The following is a 23205-nucleotide window of genomic DNA, read 5'->3' as shown; positions in this document are numbered from 1 at the left end:
TCTGCAATTTCACATTTGGAAAATTCGGAATTCGTTCCCTGTCCACCAAACTGTAAACTCCTGGGTAAATAGGTGGTGTTATGAGCCCCATTTCCATTTACTGCTCCCACTCGAGCGCCATCGTAAAAAGTATTTCCCTGATCGTCGTCTGACATCGAAGCCACATGCAGGTGAAACTTAGTGTCTTTTCCATTAGCATTATCCGTTAACCATCCATTAAAATACCATTTATTCATATTTCCGCCATGGTATCCAAATAACCAGTTATGAGTGCGGTCTGATATAACCCGATTGGTATCGGTGGAATGGGTATAACGGGAAATCGAAAACATGGTGAATTTCCGCTTTCCACCCCATTCATTCGCTGAATAGTAGGCATCATTCCCGTCAAAATTCACTACGCCCAGTCCATTTTGAGAGGCCCATGTGGGATCTCCTGCTTTGGTCAAGTGATACCCATTACCCGACTTATCACTCCATGAATTCACCGCATTTCCCGTACTGTAGCCCGTATCGGTCGTACCATCTGCATTTAAATCCGATGCATCATACCACATTTCAACATCCCCCAGAGTCGTGGTAGAAAAAGAAGCCGGATAAGAGGCAAGAAAGCTCTTACTGACCACATCATTTTGATACACTCCACCACCACCTGCGGCCGCTCCTTTGGGAATCGTAACCGTTACTGTAGATGGAAAAGTAGTAGGGGTTACCTTAAAAGTGTAAGTATGACCTCCACCTCCGGAAGAACTGAAATTACTAACTGAACCACCGCTTACGCTAATGTCACTGGATGCAAAGCCGGCAACGGGAAGATTGGATCCACCGCGTTTAAAAGTAACACTCACCGGAACGGGACTAGAATTCGCATATTCATCCACGGTTAGGGTTGGAATGGTTGAGGTATAGTATCCCTCACCCGCTCCGCTTGCATACAACGCGGAAACAGCGGTAGCATTTAGCTCTTTGCTGTAGAGTCGGAAATCGTCAATCGTTCCTATAAAATTAATTCTGCCTCCACCCGTGCGGTCCCCTCCGATAGTGAAATTTGCACTTTCTCTAAGGTTAAAGGTTGAACCACCGGCACCTCCATTTGCAGATACAACGCCGTCCACATAATGAACAACATTACCAAGGTTACCGTTGTTTGATTTGATTGTAACCAAATGATGCCACAAACCGTCGGCATAAGATGCATTAGTGGTCGCAGCACCACCGGCGTTGTCTAAACGAATTTTTCCTCCATCAAAGTTCAATGTGTATCTCAAACCACCTCCATTCACACCCCAGCTGACAAAAGATTGTTGAGCGGTTGTATTGTTGTATGTGGATTTAAACCACAAAGCTACAGTTATCGGACCGTTACCGACCACACCTTTGAAACCATCTACATCAACCTGATCTCCCGTTCCATCCAATTCAAGTGCATACCCTCTCTTACCCGCTACCCAAGTTGGATTACCTCCGAGAGTACCATCCTTACCACTTGATGAACGATCCTTGGTAATCGTACCTGTGCCTTCATCAAAGGGTAGATATAAGGCAAGAGAATTGTCGTCGGTAACCAAGTCACGGAACTGGGTAAGAGCAGTGCCAATACCGGTTTGAGCACCGCCACCGGTTGCCGCTGATCCAGCGGGAATAGTTACATTGATAATCGCCGGATAGGTGGTGGGCACAACATTGAAAGTGTAGGTATGTCCAGAACCCGAGAAATTCGCGATTGTGGCATTGTTAACTACAATATCGGAAGCAGTAAATCCGGTTACTGATACATTGGAACCATCCTGTTTAAAAGTAACACTGGCTGAAATGGGAGAGGATCCCGATGTTTGAGCAATCGTTATAGTCGGAGCGGGCAGGGTGGGTTTCTTAATCAGTACAAGACGACCCGCCACATGATCATTCACCGTTCCGGATGTGGCTTCTACTGATACCCCGACCGTGATGACATCATTTGCCTTCAAGCCATTTAAAACGGTAACCAAAGCACCGGAAGAGTAGTTATGTCCGCTATCAGCTCTTTGATAATGCGAAGAAACTTCCGCACCTGCGATGTCAGTTCCGTTGACACGAACCACCATTTTGGGGTTCACTCTCGCAACCGAACCAGTTAATCCATCAGAATACAAGAGAAGATAGTCACCATCCCCATCAACTGAAACTTGGTGGGCGTTGGAAGAGGCGGAGTGAGTAAATTTCGCTGCATCAATCGATTCCTGCGTGGCCCATTTCACTTCGCCTACGGCATTCCAATTGTCACCGGTCGAAAGCTGAGTGGCACGAGCTGAGAAAAGATTGTTGGCATTGGACAGCTTCTCAATGAAGACCGATGCTTTTTCATTAGTCGGTACGGTTAATGTTCCACCAGCCGCCCGCTTACCAAGATCAAATGTGAGGACTTGATTGGCAGATGAAGTCTGTACCAAGCCAACCCAATGTATCGATGACTTGGTCGTTGCATCCGTATTACGAATGTATCCTTGGGAGGCAAAACCACCAGAAACTTGAACACCATCCAGCTTAGGGATCATTTGAGGGGATCCTCTGCCAACCGCACCGCTGAGGGGTACATTGGCAAATACAAGGTACTTACCCGCATTCGCTATAGTAATGTTGTGACTATTCGATGAATTACTGTGCGTAAAGCCAGAATCAGCAACTTCCTGAGTCCACTGTAAGGCCGAAGCAGTATTTGGATTCAAATTCGTACCCGCAACCAATCTTGTGGCGGTAGCAGAAAAAATGGTCCGGGAAGAAGCAATTTTTTCCAAGAATAGAGAAGCAGTTCCTAATTTGACCGAATTTTGAGCGGCATTGTCAAAACACTTAGCATAAATTTCGACATAATCATTTGCGGATAAACTGGGGAGAAGCAAGTGCATGTGACCACTGCTTTCAGTATGATCTGAGTCATGCCTGACATAAGTAGAACGAGCGGTTCCTGCCTGTATTGTGGTACTGCCATTTTTCTTCACAAAGAAGTGAACCTGCGAGCGCTTATCAGCAGTTTTTGCCTGCTGAAGAATTGGACCGGTAAAAGCGAGGAAGTAATCGCCTGCTGCTTTCACCTTCAAACGGCTGGGAGTGGACGAGTTATGGTCGAAAATACTGGGATCCAAGTCAGCCGTGGTCCATTTGATCGCTTTCGATGTGGCACTGGCTTCCGGTATCACGGTTGTACCATCTGAAAGTGCATCCCCCTTGACTAGAGCACCTCCCTCGACGGCAGCTTCAAGCGTTCGCTCAATGGGCAGGGAGAGCAGGACTCCGAACAGGGTCGGAAAGACCCAGCTGAATGATTTAGAAGTATTATTAGACTTAGTGGCTTGCTTCATAGGAAGTAGTGACTGTTTGTTAATTAAAAAATTTCGCATTAAAACGGGTATTGAGGTGTGTGTGTGCGCGTGCACAGGTCTTTTTTTGACTTAAACAATCGATATGGCCCGAAAATTTGAACGAGTACAACCTGCCACCTAAAAAAAGGTGAAACAATAAAGGGACTGTCTCTAAACAACTGATCTAAAACTTGGGCTAAAATATGTTAAGGTTACCACATATATTAGTGTAGAATCAGAATTTAATACGAATAAACAAGGTTTTATTAATGGCGCAAAAATAAACCCATGATAGTCAGTAGTTTAGGTGAGAAAAAAAATAATATTTTTTTTGTAAAACTCGCTATTAGCTTAAAATAACAATAAATAAATCATAAAATATGAATGATTTGAAATAAAGAGTTCAGATAAAATTTCAAGGGATTTGCCGGAGTAATTTGGTCAAAACCTTACCGGGTCCGCATTCGATAAATTCTTCAACCCTTTTTAGCCTAAGTCCCTGGATAACCTCGGTCCATCTAACTGGGCTAAATATTTGTTTAATCAATAATTCAGGAATGGCATCAACGGAGGAATATGGTTGTGCTTCGACATTTGAAAAAACAGGGAATTGGGGAAGAGAAAAAGAGAAGTTTTGTAAAAAAACTGCAAATTCTGCTGCCGGTTCATTCATCATGCGGGAGTGGAAAGCTCCGCTTACCTTTAAAGGAACCACCATTCGGGCACCACTCTCTTTAAGAGGAGAAAGAACTTGGGTAATTTGTGAGGCAGGACCAGAGATAACGATCTGTCCAGGCGAATTAAAATTGGCCAGATCAATTTGATCGGCTCCCTGTTCATCCAAAATAGAGGTAATTTTATCAGCATCCATGCCGATCACCGCAGCCATTCCACCACCCGAAACTTGGGACATTATTTCGCCCCGCTTCGCCACCATTTGTAGTCCATCAGCAAAAGAAAAGGCATTGGCACACTGCAGGGCAGCAAATTCTCCCACTGAATGCCCGGCAGCAAAAGAGGGTGATTTGCCTTCTTCAAGCAATGCTTTCGTCTGCAAGCAACTAACCGTGTAAAGAGCAGGTTGGGTAAAGTTTGTGAGGTTCAAGTCCGTTGCATCTTCCCGCAAACATAATTCTTCTATTGAATAGCCCAGAATCTCATCACTTTGCTCCACCATGTCTGGAAATCGTGAAAATAATTCGGATCCCATACCAACCGACTGGGAACCTTGACCAGGAAATAAAAATGCGGTGCTCATAATTTTTTAATAAGTATATTGTAATTGCGAAAAAGGAGGGAGGATAGTACCAATGAACTCTCTTTTTTTACTGAACCCACCTAAAATGCAAGAACATCTGATCATTGATGGGAACAATGCCTTGCATGCGATCCCAGAATTATCCAAGGAACTGACCCAAGACCGCAATTTGGCCCGCGACAGCCTGATTCGATTTCTCGAACCTATTCAGGCGGGTGAGAATTGTCTTTTAACAGTTGTTTTTGACGGAAGAGGAGGGAAGGGAAGGATCTATCAGCATGAAGGGAACAAAAGCTATACCATTATTTATTCTTCTTCTGTCCAAGGTGCGGACGGAGTCATTGAAAGAATGCTACTGGCAGCAAAATTTCCAGAGCGTATTTCTGTGGCAACTAATGATGGACTTATTCGAAATTGTGCTTACGAGTCAGGTGCAACCGCAATGAGGATTGAAGAGCTTATCAAAAAACTGGATAATAGTATAGATCGTACCCGTGTGAAAATAAATCACTACCGGAATGAAGAGAAAGGTCCGCTCAAAAATCAACTGTCATTCCCCGAGAAGGGAGAGAGGAACCCACATTAATGGCAAGTTTTCAGGGAGTGGAAGAAATTCCTGGTTTATATGGAAGCTTACGAATTGAAGAAAAAGTAATTCAACAAATTTGGGCAGATCAGGATTTTAATGATTTGGAACTTCATACTGAATGTGGCAAAAGGCTGATTATTTCGAATCCAGGAATATGGAACCGTGCAGAGGAAGGACCGGATTTTAAAAATGCATCTCTTTCAATCGATCAATTGAAACAAGAAGGAGATATTGAAATCCATTTTTATTCTTCTGACTGGGAGAACCACGGGCACAATCGGGATGCAAATTATAACCGAGTCGCTCTTCATGTTACCCTGTTTCCAGAAGCAAAAAAAAGGACGCCTTGCCAAACAATGAAGGGAGTGCAGATCCCCCTCCTCGTTCTTTTGCCCCATCTCAGGCAAAGTTTAGAAGAGCACATGGAATCGATTGCGATCGAAAATTTATCGGCATATGTGGCAAAAAACACTGGTTCACTTTATTCTCGAATTGACCAAATCGAGGTTACTCAAAAAAATCATGAATTGGCCAAGGAAAGGTGGTTAAAAAAGAAACAATTTGCTCAAAAACGATTACAAAAAAGCAAGCAGGAAGAGGCCTTTCATCAATGTTTCCTCGAAGTATTAGGCTACCGGAGAAATCGTGCGATAATGAGCAAAATTGGACAGAGTCACCCCACCCAGGAATGGAAATGCGGCGGAATTGATCCCGACGAGGTTTTCCAATCAGAAAAAAGTTGGAAATTGAAAGGTCTTAGACCGGCAAATCATCCCCGGAAAAGATTACGACAATATGGTGAATTATGGCGGGCAAACCCCAATTGGATTGAAGATTTATTAAAGATTAATATCCCATTCGATGGAAATTCAGAAGGAAGTAATCGAAATAATCTTGGCATTCACAACCTAAAAAAACTATGGATTGATGAGATACTTTGTGGAGTGTGGGGAGGTACTCGGGTGGATACACTTTGGGTCGATGCCTGCCTGCCCTTATTAGCAGAAGTTCACCGTCGGGATTACTTTCCAACCTGGTTTCATTGGTTTGCGGGTGACTTCCCCGATCCGTTGAAAGAAGTGAGCAGATCTATGGGGATCGCAGGGCATTCCCGAGCTAAGCCTTTTTCAAATGGACCACTTCAGGGCCTCCTCGGGTATTGTATTAAAAAGGGAATTCTTGGATAATTAATCACATATCTTCTTGCCAAATAAAAAGCACGAATTAGGGCTGAATACTTAAACAAAACCAAACACTATGATCTATTGCCTCAATACGAGTACCATTAAACCCCAATCTCTAATAAATAAAATTCGCCTGGTAGGAGAGGCCGGATACGATGGGATTGAACTTTGGCTTAATGATGTATGGGAATATGTGGCTCGTGGGGGTGAGGTGACGGATATTGAAAAGGCGATTGCGGATCATGGATTAATTGTACCCTCCGTCATTGCGATGAGGCAATGGGGAGACCTTGATGGATGGGAACATCAACTGGTATTGGACGAAGCACGCAGGCGATTTGCTTTGGGTGCTCGGTTAGGAGCCCCTTTTATTGTCGCCACTCCACCGTTGGAAAAAACAGAAACCGAGCATTTGCCCGAGCGCTATGCAGAACTACTCAAAATTGGCCGAGAGGAAGGAATTCGGCCTACCTTTGAATATATTAGCTTCTTTCAATCGGTGCATACTTTAAGCAAAGCATGGGAAATCGTTCAAGTCACTGATGATGAAGACGCCACCTTGATCATCGATGCATTTCACAATTGGAATAGCGGATCCACCGAATCAGAATTACGATCTATTCCAGTAGACAAGATAAGTCACTATCACATTGATGATGCAGACCCCGTTAAACCAGCAGGGACTCAGACAGACCCGGACCGTGTCATGCCAGGGGATGGCCAAATCGACCTAAAAGCAGAAACTACTGCTTTGAAAGAAATGGGATATGATGGGACAGTAAGCCTCGAATTATTTAGTGAATCATGGTGGAAAATCGATCCAAAAGAAACATTGCGAATTGGACTGCAAAGAATGAAGGCACTATTTGAAAATTAATTCGATATTTGATAAACTTTCTAAGGATTAGTAGTTCTTTTCGTCTTCCTCAGTGAAATTAAATATTTTAAACCTTCTTCTTCTCATTTCATACTTGAGGTTCTAATCAAAATATGAAATGTGACGAAACTGAAAGTCAATTGAAGGAATGGTTTGAAAAACTAGAAAAACCATTAATGAATTATGCATTTCAAATTGTTCACGATCGTGAGGAAGCACAGGATTTAGTACAGGACACTTTTTTGCGTTTTTTTAAACAGGACGAAAAAATCCTACAACCCAAGGCCTGGCTATACAAAACACTTCGAAATCTTTGTATTTCATTTCTTCGAAAAAATGGTCGATTACAGCGTACAACTGATGAAGAGCAATTAGACTTCCTCGATTCATTTAACCGTACAACTGAAAGTATTCTAGTTAAAAACCTTGAAAAAAAAGAAGCTGTCGATCGTGTAAGTCATGCCATTTCATTATTACCCAAAGAATCAAAAGAGCTTATAACGCTTAAGTTCGATCAGCAAAAAAGTTATAATGAAATTTCAAAAATTACCGGATTAAGTGTGAGTAATGTAGGTTATAAATTACATCACATCATAAAAGAATTAAGTAGTGAATTAAAAGCAGAAGATTTTTTCCGATGAATAATGATTTAGATATTAGTGAAGAAGAAATTATTTCGTACCTGCTGGGCGAAGTTGATAAAGATAAAAAGCTTTTCATTCAAAGGCTCATTTCTGAAAACCCACAATTGCAGGAAATGGAAAGAGTTTTGACTGACACAATTAGATTGGTTGAACAGTCCACGAAGGAACCTCTACCTGACCTAGAAGAAGGAGAACTTTCATTAAGCCAAAAACGGAGAAATACAATCCTTGGACTAGTAGAAAAAGAGGAAACTCAAACGCTAGAAAAGCAAAAGTCTTCCTTACCCAAAGATAAAAAATCAGACCATTTTCTTTTTTGGGTCCCTTTAGGCATTGCGGCTTGTGCATTCCTAATTTTATCCGTGACTGACTCAGATCATTTATCAACCGCCGAAATCACCCTCAATCGCGAGCAAGAAAGTACCAGCGAACAGGACGAACTTGAAGGGACAACGACAGATGCAATTGATACTGAAGAGGAACTTGCACTTAATTTAGCTCTTGAAAACCAGGCTCAAGAAGGAGTAGTCCAAATACTCACCCAACGGTCAACCATTGAAGTTGAGGCCATGAAAAGGGATTTAAATAATTCCCTCTCTATTGGCGATGTACTTGCGTACTCGGAACCAATACCTTTCAACTCAGTGGAAGATTCCACTTCTGTTGTTTCACCAGTCCCATCATCTGCTAATAGGAGTGCCCCCCCTCGAGTTCAGTCCGAAACCTTATCAAAAATACAAAACCTGGGTGCAGATCATTCAATCATGCTTCACACAAAGGAACTGGGTGCGGAACTATCAGTAAAAAAAGAAAAGGTAGTGGATCCCTCACCGAAACCAATAATAGAAGATTCGGTAGTTCCCCCCCTTCGTACCGAACAAATTGAGCAAAATGAGGATATAATCATTTCAGAGAAAAAGCGGAAAGCAGCTGGTTCGGAAAATTCCACTCAAACAAATCGAACCTCTTCCGGGAGGTTCCAGACGCAGGCGATTCCTCAATTTCAAAAGGGCTTAATCAGTGAATATCTCCCCCGACTTTGGGGTAGTTCAGAACCTACTTATTTGTTTACCTCGAAGGGGAAAACATTAGGTAAAGTTAGGATAATCAAGAAAACTGATACCGCTATTGAATTCGTTAGACTGAACGAAACAATGCGTGGAAAATCAACGCTACCCGATGGTCTTGGCTACCAACTCCGATTGTCAGACTCAAATTCTTCCACAGTGATTATAGTGGGTCATTTAACAAGGGTTAAAGTGGCCGAAATAAAAAATAAAAGAATGGCAAAAAGTGATCTAGTAAAAGACCTAGACTTTACCACTTACAGTATTCAAATTGAAGAGGCGTGGAAATTAGATGAGAAAGAGAATCGGATTCCGATCAAATAATCTATCCCTGGTAATTCCATTTTACTGGAGTGATTTAAAAACTATGAAGACCGCGACCGTCGACTGAAAGAGCAGCTTCCTTCAGGGATTCCGAAAGGGTGGGGTGTGCGTGAATGGTACGGGCTAAGTCCTCGGCTGAACCTCCATATTCCATATGAGCTACGGCCGACGCGATCAATTCCGAAGCACTTCGAGCCACAATTTGGACTCCGAGCAATCGATCGGTTTCTGCATGTGCAACCACTTTCACAATACCATCGGTTGCTCCCGTTGCCAGAGCGCGACCGTTTGCAGCTAATGGAAAAGAACCGGCTCGAACCGGTATATTTTTCGCTTTTGCCTGGGCCTCACTTAGGCCAATATTGGCAATTTCTGGATCGACATAAATAACTCCGGGGACGAGATCATAGTTCACATGTCCGGACTGTCCCGCAATAATCTCAGCGCAGGCAACACCGTCCTCCTCTGCTTTGTGAGCTAGCATGGGCCCGGGGATCAAATCACCAATGGCACGAACACCTGCGATATTAGTCGAGAAACTCGCATCAACCAGTACACGACCTTTATCATCCGTTTGCACTCCAATATTCTCTAAGCCTAAGCCATCCGCACAGGGTGCACGACCTACCGCGACGAGAACCCGATCCGCTGAGACCGAGGATTCATTTCCCTCCGACTCTAATGATAAAGTAGTTCCGGTTTTGGTATTCTTTGCGGCAGTTACCTTGGTTGAAAGTGAAAATTGGAGACCCTGTTTTTCCAAGATTTTTCTTGCTACCTTTGCCACCTCTAAATCGAGTTGTGGGCAAATCTCAGGAAGAAACTCAATAATAGTAACCTCTGACCCAAGACGCGACCAAACGCAGCCAAGTTCAAGACCAATCGCACCGCCTCCCACAACCACCATTTTTTTCGGTACTTTTTCAAATGCAATGCCGTGGTCACTATGGACAATTTTAGTGCCATCAAAGGGGAGAAATGGAAGTTCAACCGGCTTGGAACCAGTTGCTAAAATAATCTCATTTGCTGTTAGAGTCTGAGAGGAATCCTGATGAGTCACCTCCACTTTACCCTCCGGTAAAAGTGTTGCAGTTCCTGGTATCAGTGTGACACCTTTCTTTTTGACCAAGGCGGCTACGCCTTTTCCGAGTTGGTCCACAACCGCATCCTTTTTTTTCATCAATTTCGAAATATCATGGCTTATTCCTTTCGCCACGATACCATGGGACTCGGCGGAATGAAGGAGTTCATGATAAATCTCAGTGGAGTGAAGAAGAGCTTTGCTCGGGATGCACCCGACATTGAGGCAGGTTCCTCCTAATCGAGGATTTTTCTCAATCAACCCAGTCTTTAATCCTAATTGGGCACATCGAATGGCACAAACATAGCCTCCAGGTCCGGCACCTACCACTAAGACATCAAACTTTTCTTGGTTACTCATAACTTAAATCCCCAAGGCCAAGCGAGCAGGGTCTTCCATCGCTTCCTTCAACTTCACCAAAAAGGTAACTGCTTCTTTTCCGTCCACCACTCGGTGGTCATAGGACAGTGCAGTATACATCATCGGACGAATTACCACCTCTCCATTCACGGCGACTGGCCGTTCTTGGATCGAATGCATTCCCAGTATACCACTCTGGGGCGGATTAATAATCGGAGTCGATAAAAGGGAACCGTAAATACCCCCATTAGTGATAGTAAAGCAACCACCCTGCATATCCTGAAGGGTAATCCCTCCAGTTCGAGCTTTCTCAGCGTACTGAACAATAGATTGCTCAATTTCGGCAAAGCCAAGTTGGTCACAATCCCGTAACACGGGTACAACCAGTCCCTTCTTCGTGCCGACTGCGACTCCGATATCAAAATAATGGTTTTCAACCAATTCATTTCCTTCCATCCGAGCATTGATCTGCGGAACGGCACGAAGGGCATGAACCACGCCCTTTACAAAAAATGACATAAACCCGAGTTTCACTCCATTTTGTTTTACGAAAGAATCTTGATGCTTTTTTCGTAATGCCATGATGGCGGAAAGATCAACCTCATTAAAGGTCGATAAAATGGCGGCGGTTTGCTGTGCCTCCACCAATCGTGAGGCAATTTTCCTACGGATTGGAGAAAGAGGCCGGCGGGTGCTTCGACTATCAACAGAGGCAGGAGTAACCGGTGCTGCCTTTGGAGGGCTCACCGGAGTAGAAGGGGCTGCCACTGAGGGCGAAGGTTCAGCACTTTTAGCAGCAAGTACATCGGCTTTCGTAATACGACCGTCTTTTCCAGTTCCTGAAATTGTGGTGGGGTCAATATCAGTCTCAGCCAGGATTTTCCGGACAGCAGGGGAAAGAGGTAACGGGGCGGGAATCGAGTCATCCACCTTTGGGTCAGATTCGTCTTGAGAGGGCAAGGAAGGGGAGGGGGCATCCATGCTCTCAGGGGGTGCCACAGTAGTAGTAGCAGGCACTTCAACTACAGGCTCCTGTGCTTGTGGCTTTGGCACGGATGCTGAGGAGTTTGGGTTATCCGCGGATTCATCAATATTGGCAATCGTTGCTCCGATCTCAACTTCATCACCTTCTTTCGCTAAAAATGAAATTACTCCGGCCACTTCAGCAAGCCCTTCCTGGGTAATTTTATCCGTTTCTAATTCGTATATTGGTTGATCGATCTCAACATAAGTTCCCTCCGATACCTTCCAAGCGGATAGAACACCAGAGGAGATTGATTCACCAAGTGCGGGGATTTTTACATCAATAGGCATAACTAAAAAAATTAAGTATGAGAAGTTTGTGTTTGATCTAGGGCGTCTGCAACCAGTGCCGCCTGTTCAATCTTGTGTAAGGTCAAAGATCCAGTTGCCGGGCTGGCAGTGGCAGTTCTACCGGCAAAGTAAGGTCGTCGACCGAGCATTTCTTCAAAGATAGGGAAAAGAAAGTTCCAGGCTCCCATGTTGTAGGGTTCTTCTTGGCACCAAACGATACGTTTTGCCTTGGCATAAGGTGCAACGACTTCTTGAAACTTCGCTTTATCAAATGGATAAAACTGCTCGACTCGTATAATTGTGGATTTTGAATTCCGAATTCCCTCCCTGGCTTCAAGTAGGTCATAGTACACTTTACCCGAACACAAAATTAAGTTTTCTGTCTTTTTTGCGGGTGTTGGATCGGGTAAGAATTCTTCAAAACTTCCCTTGACCAAGTCTTTCACTTCCGAGATGCACAATTTATTTCGAAGTAGGCTCTTTGGTGCCATGATGACTAATGGTTTTGCATACTCTTTTTTCTTCTGACGGCGAAGAGCATGAAAATATTGTGCTGGGGTACTTAAATTTGCCACAACAATGTTGTCTTCTGCACAGCCCTGAAGAAATCGTTCCAGTCGGGCAGAACTGTGCTCAGGACCTTGGCCTTCGAAGCCATGTGGTAATAAAAGAACGATATCTGAAACCGCCCCCCATTTATCCTCCGCACTCATTATAAATTGATCAATAATGACCTGGGCTCCATTGACAAAATCTCCAAACTGAGCTTCCCAAATCGAGAGCATGCTTGGATAATCAAGCGAATAACCGTAGTCAAAAGCTAATACCGCCGCTTCCGATAAGAGGGAATTGTAGACACAAAATTGTCCCTGCCGGTCTTCCATATTCAATAAAGGAACATATCGCGTTCGGTCCTTACTGTCATACCAAACTGCATGACGATGACTAAAAGTACCCCGTTCACTATCCTGTCCAGAAAGTCGGATAGGAGTACCATCTAACATTAATGAACCGAAGGCCAACAGTTCAGCAAAACCCCAATCAATCCCTAATCCGGACTTGAAATTCTTTGCCTTCGCATCGACCTGCCTTTTGATTTTTGGATTTAGGTTAAAACCTTCCGGGCAAGTCGACAGTGCACGAACCACTTTTTCTAAGTCCTTCTTCTCGACCGCGGTTGAAACTGGTGTAAAGTCGTAGGGAATTTGCTTCACCGCAACGGACCCCTCAAAGGTGCTCGATTTCTTAACCGTTTTCACTTTTTCTAAAGAAGCGTCCAAATGACGACGTAAGCGTTTGTGAATTTCATCACACTCCTCTTGATTGAGATCCCCCGCACTTACCAGTTCCTTGGAAAATACATTAGAGATTCCCGGCATAGCCTTGATTTTTTTGTAAAGCAGGGGTTGTGTGAACGCGGGGTCATCGGCTTCATTATGACCATGCTTTCGATAACAATTCACATCGATCACCACATCCTCCCGGAATTTCTGGCGATACTCCAATGCGATTTCCGCGACCATAGCAACTGCAAGGGGATCATTTCCGTTCACATGAAAAATGGGTGCCTCAATCACTTTTGCCACGTCTGTGCAGTATAAACTGGAACGGGCCTCTGTCGGGTCTGTAGTAAAACCAATCTGATTATTCACCACCACATGAACTGTCCCGCCTGTGCGATATCCTGGTAGTTTGGAAAAATTAAATACCTCTGAAACAACTCCCTGTCCCGCCATGGCAGCATCGCCATGTATGAGAATGGGAAGGACGCGACTGCGATCCTTATCCCCGCGGAGACGCTGACGAGCACGCACTTTTCCTTCAACCACACCATTTACTGCTTCTAAGTGACTGGGATTGGGCGATAAATGAATGACAACCTGCTGACCGCTGGAAGTGGTCCGTACAGACTCATATCCTAAATGATATTTTACATCTCCGCTTCCATGTGCACCGTCTGGAACAAAATTCTCAGAGAATTCACGAAAAATAAATTCGTGGGATTTCCCCATCACATTGGCGAGCACATTTAATCGTCCACGATGGGCCATTCCCATTACAATTTCTTCGACTCCCTCATCAGGGCATTTTTGAAAAATTGAGTCCAAGGCAGTAATGAGGGTTTCACCGCCCTCCAAGGAAAAACGTTTTTGGCCGACATAACGGGTATGAAGAAAATTTTCAAATTCTTCGGCTTGAATTATTTTTCGAAGAATCCTAAGTTTTTCATCATGATTGAACGAAGGAACATTCATCTTAGGTTCGATCTTAGACTGTATCCAACGCCGTTTCTCAGTGGTCTGCAAATGAAGATATTCTACGCCTATATTGCCACAGTATGTCTTTTTTAATCGGTCTAAAATTTCACCAATCGACATTCGAACACCACCTAAATAATTACCAGTAAAATGAACTTCGTTCAAATCATTGGGGTCAAAGCCCAGTCTTTCCAAACTTAACCGGGGGTTTTCTTTAATCTCATCACTTAAGGGATCAAAAGTACCCTGTGTATGACCGATATCGCGGAAAGAATAAATGGCACCGTAGAGACGAGCATGTTTTTCTCCCACCTCTCTATCCGGAGATGCAATTGGACTAGGTGCGTCATCTCGGTCGGGGAGCCCGTCATGCTCGCTCCCTAAATGAAAGCCTTCAAAGAAATATTGCCACTCCGTAGATACTGACGAAGGAGAATCAAGCCAAAGGGCGTATTGACGGTCAATTTCGTCGACATTCCAACGGGAGGCAAAAGTAGGATTTTTAATCATAGTGAACGCGGTAATTCGTACGCTTTAAATGAATTAAAAACAAGTAAAACCCGAAAAAAATATTCTGGGGAAATATTTTTATATAATTTTCAAATATTGGCCGAGAAATTAATGCTCGAAGAATCGGCAGTAATGGTAATTTCATCTCCATAATGGGCTTCTTCAATAAAGGGTGCAATTACCTCTAATACTGAAGGGTCCTGTTTGAATTCGGGCTTGGTGGAGGGATGAGGCCAGTAGACAAAAGATTCATAGATAATCGAACACCCATTCATTGAAAGAGAGCATTGATAAAACGAAAAATTTTCGGGAGGTAAATCAGTAGACCATTGAACGAGCGGAAAAAAATATGAAGGCCGTCCTAACTTGAAATCAGCATCCTGTAATGAAATATTCAAAGTACCTTTGAAAAAACAAGTTATATCAAAACCGTTTTGTTTAAAAAAGGGGGATTGCATTACCAAAGTACCCTGTGGAAAACGAACATCTCGATGTTGTCCCGAGGCAATTCTGTGACCTCGCGTAATAAGACCGACAGCAGAGGAGATCATTAGCTATCTGGCAAGGCACCCCATTTGCATTAGGGACAAAAGCATTTAAAAAAACGATTCCCAGTGCCTCCTGGTGCAATTCTGACCCGAATCGGGTGCATGCAACGGGGACAATGACCAGAATATGCGGTACCTTGTTGATTTTTGTAAATGCGGCCATAGGTTCCGCACTTCACAAAATGAATACCAAGGAACTCTTTTCCCTTTCCCCCAGGTGCGGGAGAAGAAAAAGTCTGATCGCTATTCATTCTTGAATCAAACCCTGTAAGCCCTGAACCAATCCATCCACCCGCTTAGTAATCAAGTTTGCCTGAACTGATAATCCATCTTGCCCATCAATTACCTCGGAAACCCATGTTTTTACACGTTCTTCCAGGAATTTCAGTTTTTTATGTGCACCTGGGTCAGCGGCGAGAGCTTTGAAGCTCGTTTGAAGATCCGTTTCCGCGGCATCTGCCTGTCCAAGCATTTCCTGAAGAGCCTGTAAGCAATTTTGAACCGTTTTTTCATTCACCTCGTCTTCATCATGCTGAAGAGGTTCAAGATAGTGAGGTGCTGCATGTTGCTTAATAACCGGAGCGCTTGGCCCCGCTTCCTTGAAAAGCTTGAATGCGGTGTCCTGAGCATTCTGACTGAATAAATTACGCTGATTAAACTCAAGACTAGAGAGCCAGTTTAATTCCTGCCTGAGCACCTTAAATTGCTTTCGTGAAGCTACCTCTTCCTCCCGCGAAACCGAACGAATCACATCGGCTTTCATGGTGGGTGCCAATGTGGTAATTTCTTCAAGAATTTCGACTGTTCTCTCCAGCACATTTTGCTGGGTTTGCAAAAAAGAAATTGCCGATTGAAGATACTCTTCAAGATTTTCCTTTGTCTTTAAAGGAATCTGATCATCTTTGATCGGTAATTTTTTTCTAGTTTTTTTAGAAAGACGCAGGCGCATAATGGTAATTATTGAACTAGAATAGTTTTGATATATAAAAAGAGATGAATCAAGCTGAAACCTTTATTCAATGCTTTGATCTGCTCGACCAAGAGAGCTTAAGCAGTAAGTCCCCCCTCCAATGAGCCTTTCTCCATCATAGAGTGCCAAGACTTGACCTGGAGTTAAAGCCCGTTGGGGTCGCTCAAAAATAATTTCCGCTTTCGTGGAATTGATTGGACGGTAGAGTAGGGGAACGGAAGCATCTCGATAACGGGGTTTTCCCAATAATTGAACCGGTTCGGTCGGATGGTTTTCCGTAAGGAAGGACAGGGATTCAATTTCATACTTACGCCCCCATAATGTAGGTTCATTTTCGTGATCAAAAGCAACAATTAGCTGATTTTCGCCTTCATTCTTTCCCGTGACTACAAAATTTTCATTATCTGTGTTGGATGGCACCCCAATCCCGCGTCTCTGACCTAAGGTATATCGGTGTAAACCTTTATGCCTACCAACAACTCGCCCCTCGGTCGTTACAATCTCACCAGGCTGGTCGTCGAGAAAATTAGATAAGAATTCTCCTATTTTTACTTTTCCAAGAAAGCAAATACCTTGACTGTCTTTTTTCTCTGCAACGGGAAGCTCATATTTCTTGGCAATTTCACGAACTTCTGGCTTTGTAATCTCCCCCAGAGGAAAGCGGGCTCTTTCAAGTTGATTCTGAGTAATGCGGGCAAGGAAATAAGACTGATCCTTATTTTTATCTATTCCCTCCCACAATTCTGCGGTGGAATTTGAATTTTTTACTCTTCTACAATAATGCCCCGTGGCAAGGGAAGAAAAACCATTTTCTTCCGCGTATTCTAGTAATGCTCCAAATTTCATCGCTCGATTACATAAAATATCAGGATTGGGAGTAATTCCATTTTCATAGCCTCGCACCATAGGTAAAACCACTTCATTTTGGTAAAAATCAATAAAGTTTACCACGGAAAATGGAATACCAATTAATTCCGCTACCAAACGCGCATCCTTTAGATCACGAGCGCCGGGGCAATCGCCGAGTAAATCATCCTCATGCTCCCAGGTTCGGACATAAACTCCCGAAATAGTGTAGCCCTGCTCTTTGAGCAATAAGGCAGAAACCGCACTATCAACCCCGCCCGATAGGGCGACAAGAATTGGTTTATCGGAAGAATCATTCATTTCGACAATAGGTACTAGTAAATTCTTTTAAAAGGAGCAAAATTTTTCGATTGGCTCGAGCGAAAGAGTAGATAAGACAATAAGGCTATGTATTCTCGAGGTGGGCATGTTTGCATGGAAACTATTAACAAAGGCTTAGTCTTTTTGGAAAAAGATTGGGACGGTGGGCGCTTACCCGAAGATTTGGTGGAAGAATCGGGGATGATTGGCTCCACATTCTCAATTATTGAGAGTGAAAAATCGGCACGATTGGGAGGTTATGTTAAGAGAGGAGGAGAGGTCCATTTTTTGGTTAATAAAAATGACTACCCCTCGCTGGAACTGAGTAAAGAAAGGATATTCCTCGCCACAGATTTTAATGGTTGGACAGAAGCAATTGGAGAACCGCAATGGGAATTACTACCAAAAAATTCGGAAGAAAATATCATACAATTGTCAATCGATTGGAAAGTTGCTTTGAAACTAAAGACATTCTCCTTTAAATTCGTCACTGAAAGGAAAGTCTGGTTGGAACCAAATGACCCGATTTCAAGAAGTGAGATAAACGAGCTTGGATCGAGAAATTTTATTTTTAATCCTCAAAGAACGGGACAGGACATTCTGTGTTTTGAGCTAATGGAGGGTCCCCGAAAAGAAAACTTAGATCGATGGATAAACGTGGTTCCAAGTGGGAAATTTGGTTATGAGCAAACTTTGGAAGGTAGTTCATTTCGAGTTTTTGCTCCCCGAGCGGTTACAGTGGATTTACTTTTATATAAAGAGAAAGGAATGGAGCGGTATCCGATGACTCGGATGCATGATGGTTGTTGGGAAATTACTCTTTTGGATAATTGCGAAGGATTGCCCTACAAATACTCGGTCCACCAGGTTACAAGAAAGGGAGAGTCCGAGCTTTTCGAAAAAGAAGTTGTGGACCCCTATGCCCGTGCAATGGACGGAAGGAATGGGCCTGGTCTCGCGTTAACAGTTCAACCATCAGAAAAAAAACACTCCTTTCGCACACCCCAAAAACAAGACCTAATCATTCTCGAAACCCACATTCGAGATCTACTTACAAATGCTCCTATTCCTTTATCTGAAATGGAAAGAATGGAGTTTCGCGGCCTTTCGAAATGGCTCCAATCTGAAGATTGCTATCTTCGCAAGCTGGGGGTAAATGCTATCGAAATCCAACCCATTCATGAATTTGATGCCCGCACAAAGGAGGAGTACCATTGGGGGTATATGTCAGTTAATTTTTTTGCACCCTCGTCTGCCTATGCAAGTAATGCAAAAGATGGTTCTGCCGTACACGAATTTAAGAGTCTTGTCGACCGGTTCCATGAGGCAGAACTAGCCGTTATCATTGATGTGGTTTATAACCATGTCGGAGTTCCGTCCCACCTCTCCTTTCTGGATCGTGAACTTTATTTCTCAACGGATGAAAATGGAAACCTGAATAACCATAGTGGTTGTGGAAATGATATTAATGCAGAGTCTGGTGCGGTACGAAGACTAGTGATTGATAGTTTGGTCTCGATGATCAATGATTTTGATGTTGATGGATTTCGATTTGATCTTGGTGAACTCTTAGGAATCAATCTTCTGTCTGAAATTGAGGACGAGTTACTAAAAGTAAAGCCCGACATAATATTAATTGCCGAACCCTGGAGTTTTAGGGGTCGTTTGCCTGAAAAAATAAATCAGACGGGATATAGTTTATGGAGTGATAATTGTCGTGAAAAACTCCTTCACTTTGTCCGAGGGAATGGAAAGCAATGCGAAATTATTAATTTACTCAAGGGAAGGTTGGACGAGCAAAATACTCATCCGTGGCAATCCATTAATTACCTTGAGTCTCATGATGACCTTACCTTTATCGATCGACTTTGCTCCCCAGATGACTGGAAAAACGACCGACCTCCTGCTCCAGTAATCGCCCAGGCGAAACTAGCCATAGGATTACTGCTCCTTTCACCTGGGATACCGATGATTGCATCTGGACAGGACTACTTACGAAGTAAAAATGGCGTTCAAAACACCTATCAAAGAGGCGACTTAAATGCCCTCGATTACAACCTTTTTAGGGAAACTCAAGATTTCCATAATTGGACAAAAGAGCTCATTTCATTACGCAGTTCCAAAGAGGGTGAACTTTTCCGACCCTATCATTTTATTGCAGAAGATCGATATATCAGTGTAAAAGGCCCACATGATACAATAGCCCACATTATTTTTGCGGAAAATAATGTCAGTGTGTCCTATTGTTTGCTCCTCTTAGTAAACCCTAGTGAACAGGAAATTAATATTCCTTTACCTGCAATCTGTTACGGTAAAAAGGAAACTATTTTGCTAGGAGAAAGTGATTCAATACTTGGTACTATGCCACCTCTTTGCCTGCAGGTTTGGAAAATTATCGGATAATTGGGACGAGAAATAACGGTGACTCTTTTTTTAACCTTCATTTTGAAGTGGAAACCGAACTCATTATACTTTCCGCGACACCATAGCGTAAGTTGTGAAAAGAATGAGTAATGCTGGTTAATTGACAAAATTTCAAAAGTTCTAAGATAACTAGGATGGCAGAGGGAAAAACATCTGCACGATCGGCAGGCAGAAGGGGAAACTCCTGACAACGGGATGCCAAATCTAATCCATTCATTTTTCTTGAGATTACTTTAATTGAATCTTCAGTGAGTTTAGATTGTTTCTCAAAATCGAGTTGATTCGTAGAAGAAATCAGTTGTCTGAGAAATACGATTGACCCTCCTGAACCCACAAGGTGTGAACAGTCCTGAAGCAAAGCCGTACAACTATCTGCCAAAGTGGTAGAGACATAATTCTGTAATCTAATCCTATCCTCTTGAGCCGGTTTGTTCTCCAAATTACCGAGGAATTCCTCCGCAAGCACAACAGCTCCCAGAGGAAGACTCTTCACACTTTCACATGCCCCATTACGAATCCGCATAATTTCCAGACTCCCCCCACCTAAATCGATCGCACAAAATTGGGAAACCTCCTCAAGGGCGGGATCTGTTAATAATCCACTGGCGATAAAAAAAGCTTCTTCTGGACCACTCAAAATCTCGATATTTAAAGAAAATAGATGTTGCACTTCTTTAATTAACAGATCCGCATTTTCCATTCGGCGAAGTGCTTCTGTTGCAACAATACGGGTTTTAACTGGGGAGAATGGACTGGCAAATAATAGAAGTTGATCAATTACTTTGATCGTAGCTTCCATCAATACAACAGAAAGAACTGGGCGTTCTTGTGATAAAGCGGTACCCAAACGACAGGGGTAACTTTTTTCGGCGACCGACTCCAGTTTGCCGGCCTTATTTTTTGCCGCGATTAAAATTTTAGTGGTATTGGAACCGATATCTAAAACCGCAATATTCATCCGAGTAATATTTTGATTATAAGCTGTATCCGTCCGGGGCGATAACCAGTGTAAACTCTCCTTTGGAACTGCTCGTTTTCATTCTTTCCAAAACCTCCACTACAGTTCCTACATAAAAGGTTTCATGAATTTTTGTAAGTTCTCTCGATATGCAAATAAATCGTTCTGGACCGAAGGTTTCTTGAATCCCCAGTAAAGTCTTCTCAATTCGATACTTTGACTCATAAATAACGATAGAGCCTTCAAATTCCTTCCATTGCTCAAAAACCCTTTGGGCGGCGGCCGATTTTTTGGGTAAAAAACCAAGATAAAGAAATTGATGCGTAGGCAAGCCAGAGGCGGCCAAAGTAGTGATTGCCGCATTGGCTCCCGGTATAGGGCAAACTTCAATTTTCCGCCTTCTGCATTCTCGCACCAGCCGGAATCCAGGATCACTAATACCGGGATAACCGGCATCAGAAACAAGCGCAATCGATTGACCGGATTCAATTAATTCAACAAGTTCAAGCGATTTAACTTTTTCATTCTCCTCGCGGTAGGAGACAAGAGGTTTGTTTAAATCTAAAAAATTAAGCAGCCTTTTTGTAATACGAGTATCCTCACAAGCGATTTGATCCACCTGGGCTAACACTTCAGCGCCACGTGTGGAAAAATCCTTTAGATTACCAATGGGAGTTGCCACTAACCACAACCTACCGTGAGCATCGCTCACTTTCATGGAACTGAGATTGAGATTCTTGGCTTACCGGTTGAAACCACCACGGTCAAAACCACCCGGTAAACTATACTCCCAACTTGCGGGACGACCTTGAGGCATTTTGGAATCGTCAGGGGAAGCGGTAAAGCAACCTGATAAAAAGAGACTAATTCCAATAACTGAAATAATTGAGATGATTTTTTTCATTACGATAAATTAAAGAGTTTTCTTTTTAGTAGGAACAATTTGGATAATATCACCAGGACGCAATCGATTAGGTTCTCCAAAACGAGGTAGAATGTAGGCAAGTGCAAATCCTTTTTGGCTACTTTGTACTTTTATTCGAGCGGCTTCTTGTTTCCCTTTCCACAGAGTAAAGATTTCACCTGCTGCCATTCCACGATCGGTACCAATCGGTAACATGAGCATCCCTGAACGGCTGTCAATCCTGGCAATTGTAGATGTCACCCCAAAATCACTAATTTCTTTCATCTCAGTGATGCCTTCAACCGCACCATCCTGTAAAATGGGGGGTCCGTCCGATTCTGCAGTAAATGGATTGCTCGATAATTCTGAATCCCCGTCCACACTTTCTCCTCCAGTCTGCTTTGCCATCATTTCATCAATTCCTCTTTTGTAGCCAGAGGCATCCGCAAGTGTAATTTCTTTACCAAGGGCTTTAATTTTCTCCCCTTGCTCAACTTTCATAGCATCAATTTGAGCAATATGTGCTTTTTCGTTGTCCAATTTCTGCTGTTCTAAACCTGCAATGTTATTGTTGAGTACTCCAATCTGTTGGTCAGCAGCCTCCTTTTCTGACTTCCTGTCTGCTTTCTCAGCAGTTAAATCCGCCTCGACTTGGCCCAGTTTAACTTCAAACTCTCCAGATTTTCTTTCCCACTCTTCCTTTTGTTCTTTCATCTTATCAAAGAGGTTTTGCGATTCACGAAGTGCTTCATCTCGCTCAACGATCTTGGCTCTCATTTTTCCGATTTCAGAAAATTTTTCGTGCCTGTCTTTGTAAAACATTCCAAGCAAGGTTCGAAGACGATTTTCTCGAGACACACCCGGAATAATGGAACCATCTTCTTTTTGCACATCTTCTTTGGGGAAAAGTTTTTCATCGGAGAAAGGATCTTTTAAACTAGCAATTGAATCCGCTTTAACCGAAGGGTTTACCTTCCATTTCTTTGCTTCCGAGTCCCAAATAAAAGTACCCGCTCCAAATTCTTTTGAGTGTTCATCCAAGGCATCACGATAATCTGGGTTTCTCAAAATTCCATCTTCTGCAGTTCGCAAATTAGAAAGTGCATCGGCCAGTGGGTTTTCGTCATTCAAACCAACAGGTTGGTTATCGTCAAAAACTTCATTAAAAGCACTTCGTTTTGTCGAAATATCTTTCCATTGTGCCTCTTTTGCAGACTGTAAGATTGAGTAGCCATTTCTTACTTGTTTATCTAGGAAAACATTATTTTGCGTTTTTTTGGTCTCGGACAATATCCAAAGGTATGCGGCGAGACCAGCAACTGAAAGCAGACTTAATAAGCGAAAGAGTACGGCAAGGGCATTCATGGGCAAAATTGGTTAGTTATGTTTTCAAACATGTAAGGCAAATCAAAGGAATGCAAACTGATTAA

The 23205-nt window shown here is 43.1% G+C and carries 19 protein-coding genes; 6 read left to right on the top strand and 13 right to left on the bottom strand.

What is annotated here, in order from left to right; genetic code table 11:
• Together ACKPQ5_RS01555 and fabD are read right to left on the bottom strand one after the other, a co-directional pair.
• On the bottom strand, positions 1-3338 hold a 3338-nt coding region (locus ACKPQ5_RS01555), incomplete at its 3' end, for an Ig-like domain-containing protein (RefSeq protein ID WP_407677333.1).
• 415 nt (positions 3339-3753) lie between these two features.
• Positions 3754-4596: an ACP S-malonyltransferase gene (gene fabD / locus ACKPQ5_RS01550; RefSeq protein ID WP_407677332.1), complete on the bottom strand. Its 843-nt coding sequence runs from the start codon at positions 4594-4596 to the stop codon at positions 3754-3756.
• A gap of 52 nt (positions 4597-4648) precedes the next feature.
• Between fabD and ACKPQ5_RS01545 the strand changes: the two genes are divergently transcribed.
• The 5 genes from ACKPQ5_RS01545 to ACKPQ5_RS01525 all read left to right on the top strand — a co-directional run bounded on the left by ACKPQ5_RS01545 (position 4649) and on the right by ACKPQ5_RS01525 (position 9281).
• Positions 4649-5182 (top strand): NYN domain-containing protein, encoded by a 534-nt coding sequence (locus ACKPQ5_RS01545; protein WP_407677331.1) that lies wholly within the window; start codon positions 4649-4651, stop codon positions 5180-5182.
• A complete protein-coding gene (locus ACKPQ5_RS01540; RefSeq protein ID WP_407677330.1) occupies positions 5182-6372 on the top strand; it encodes a DUF2851 family protein in 1191 nt (396 codons plus the stop codon). The genes ACKPQ5_RS01545 and ACKPQ5_RS01540 overlap by 1 nt, the downstream gene beginning before the upstream one ends.
• Before the next feature lie 70 nt (positions 6373-6442).
• Positions 6443-7246: a sugar phosphate isomerase/epimerase family protein gene (locus ACKPQ5_RS01535; RefSeq protein WP_407677329.1), complete on the top strand. Its 804-nt coding sequence runs from the start codon at positions 6443-6445 to the stop codon at positions 7244-7246.
• Between the two features lie 113 nt (positions 7247-7359).
• The gene (locus tag ACKPQ5_RS01530) at positions 7360-7887 is read left to right on the top strand and encodes an RNA polymerase sigma factor (RefSeq protein WP_407677328.1); all 528 of its coding nucleotides are present in this window, start codon (positions 7360-7362) and stop codon (positions 7885-7887) included.
• Entirely contained in the window at positions 7884-9281 is a 1398-nt protein-coding gene (locus tag ACKPQ5_RS01525) for a hypothetical protein (RefSeq protein ID WP_407677327.1), read from the top strand. The genes ACKPQ5_RS01530 and ACKPQ5_RS01525 overlap by 4 nt, the downstream gene beginning before the upstream one ends.
• 34 nt (positions 9282-9315) lie before the next feature.
• Here the strand turns inward: ACKPQ5_RS01525 and lpdA are convergent, their stop codons facing one another.
• From lpdA to mnmA, 7 genes are all read right to left on the bottom strand, one after another.
• Positions 9316-10722, bottom strand: coding sequence for a dihydrolipoyl dehydrogenase (gene lpdA, locus ACKPQ5_RS01520; RefSeq protein ID WP_407677326.1), 1407 nt, complete (start codon positions 10720-10722; stop codon positions 9316-9318).
• Positions 10723-10725: 3 nt separating this feature from the next.
• Positions 10726-12036 (bottom strand): 2-oxoglutarate dehydrogenase complex dihydrolipoyllysine-residue succinyltransferase, encoded by a 1311-nt coding sequence (gene odhB / locus ACKPQ5_RS01515; RefSeq protein WP_407677325.1) that lies wholly within the window; start codon positions 12034-12036, stop codon positions 10726-10728.
• 11 nt (positions 12037-12047) lie between these two features.
• Entirely contained in the window at positions 12048-14804 is a 2757-nt protein-coding gene (locus tag ACKPQ5_RS01510; RefSeq protein ID WP_407677324.1) for a 2-oxoglutarate dehydrogenase E1 component, read from the bottom strand.
• Between the two features lie 89 nt (positions 14805-14893).
• A complete protein-coding gene (locus tag ACKPQ5_RS01505; RefSeq protein ID WP_407677323.1) occupies positions 14894-15355 on the bottom strand; it encodes a hypothetical protein in 462 nt (153 codons plus the stop codon).
• A gap of 29 nt (positions 15356-15384) precedes the next feature.
• Positions 15385-15603: a hypothetical protein gene (locus ACKPQ5_RS01500; protein ID WP_407677322.1), complete on the bottom strand. Its 219-nt coding sequence runs from the start codon at positions 15601-15603 to the stop codon at positions 15385-15387.
• Positions 15600-16301 (bottom strand): hypothetical protein, encoded by a 702-nt coding sequence (locus ACKPQ5_RS01495; RefSeq protein WP_407677321.1) that lies wholly within the window; start codon positions 16299-16301, stop codon positions 15600-15602. Before ACKPQ5_RS01495 ends, ACKPQ5_RS01500 begins: the two co-directional genes overlap by 4 nt.
• Positions 16302-16364: 63 nt before the next feature.
• Positions 16365-17489 carry a tRNA 2-thiouridine(34) synthase MnmA gene (mnmA, locus tag ACKPQ5_RS01490; RefSeq protein ID WP_407677320.1) on the bottom strand — a complete coding sequence of 375 codons (1125 nt, stop codon included), beginning with the start codon at positions 17487-17489 and terminating at the stop codon, positions 16365-16367.
• A gap of 114 nt (positions 17490-17603) precedes the next feature.
• Between mnmA and ACKPQ5_RS01485 the strand changes: the two genes are divergently transcribed.
• Positions 17604-19892 carry an alpha-amylase family glycosyl hydrolase gene (locus ACKPQ5_RS01485; protein ID WP_407677319.1) on the top strand — a complete coding sequence of 763 codons (2289 nt, stop codon included), beginning with the start codon at positions 17604-17606 and terminating at the stop codon, positions 19890-19892.
• 37 nt (positions 19893-19929) lie between these two features.
• On the opposite strand, the gene ACKPQ5_RS01480 is transcribed toward ACKPQ5_RS01485, so the two are convergent.
• From ACKPQ5_RS01480 to ACKPQ5_RS01465, 4 genes are read right to left on the bottom strand one after another with little or no spacing between them, the layout of a single operon-like run.
• The gene (locus tag ACKPQ5_RS01480) at positions 19930-20871 is read right to left on the bottom strand and encodes a Ppx/GppA phosphatase family protein (protein WP_407677318.1); all 942 of its coding nucleotides are present in this window, start codon (positions 20869-20871) and stop codon (positions 19930-19932) included.
• Between the two features lie 16 nt (positions 20872-20887).
• On the bottom strand, positions 20888-21589 hold the full coding sequence (rsmI, locus tag ACKPQ5_RS01475; protein ID WP_407677317.1) for a 16S rRNA (cytidine(1402)-2'-O)-methyltransferase: 702 nt from the start codon (positions 21587-21589) through the stop codon (positions 20888-20890).
• A gap of 24 nt (positions 21590-21613) precedes the next feature.
• A complete protein-coding gene (locus tag ACKPQ5_RS01470; RefSeq protein WP_407677316.1) occupies positions 21614-21775 on the bottom strand; it encodes a hypothetical protein in 162 nt (53 codons plus the stop codon).
• A 9-nt stretch (positions 21776-21784) separates the two neighbouring features.
• Entirely contained in the window at positions 21785-23140 is a 1356-nt protein-coding gene (locus ACKPQ5_RS01465; RefSeq protein WP_407677315.1) for a hypothetical protein, read from the bottom strand.
• Positions 23141-23205 lie beyond the last annotated feature (65 nt).

Origin of the sequence: Candidatus Seribacter sulfatis (assembly GCF_964187635.1) — a bacterium.
Classification (GTDB): Bacteria; Verrucomicrobiota; Verrucomicrobiia; order Opitutales; family Seribacteraceae; genus Seribacter; species Seribacter sulfatis.
The sequence above is the reverse complement of the archived record's forward strand: the minus strand, read 5'-3'. Positions and strand labels throughout refer to the sequence as shown.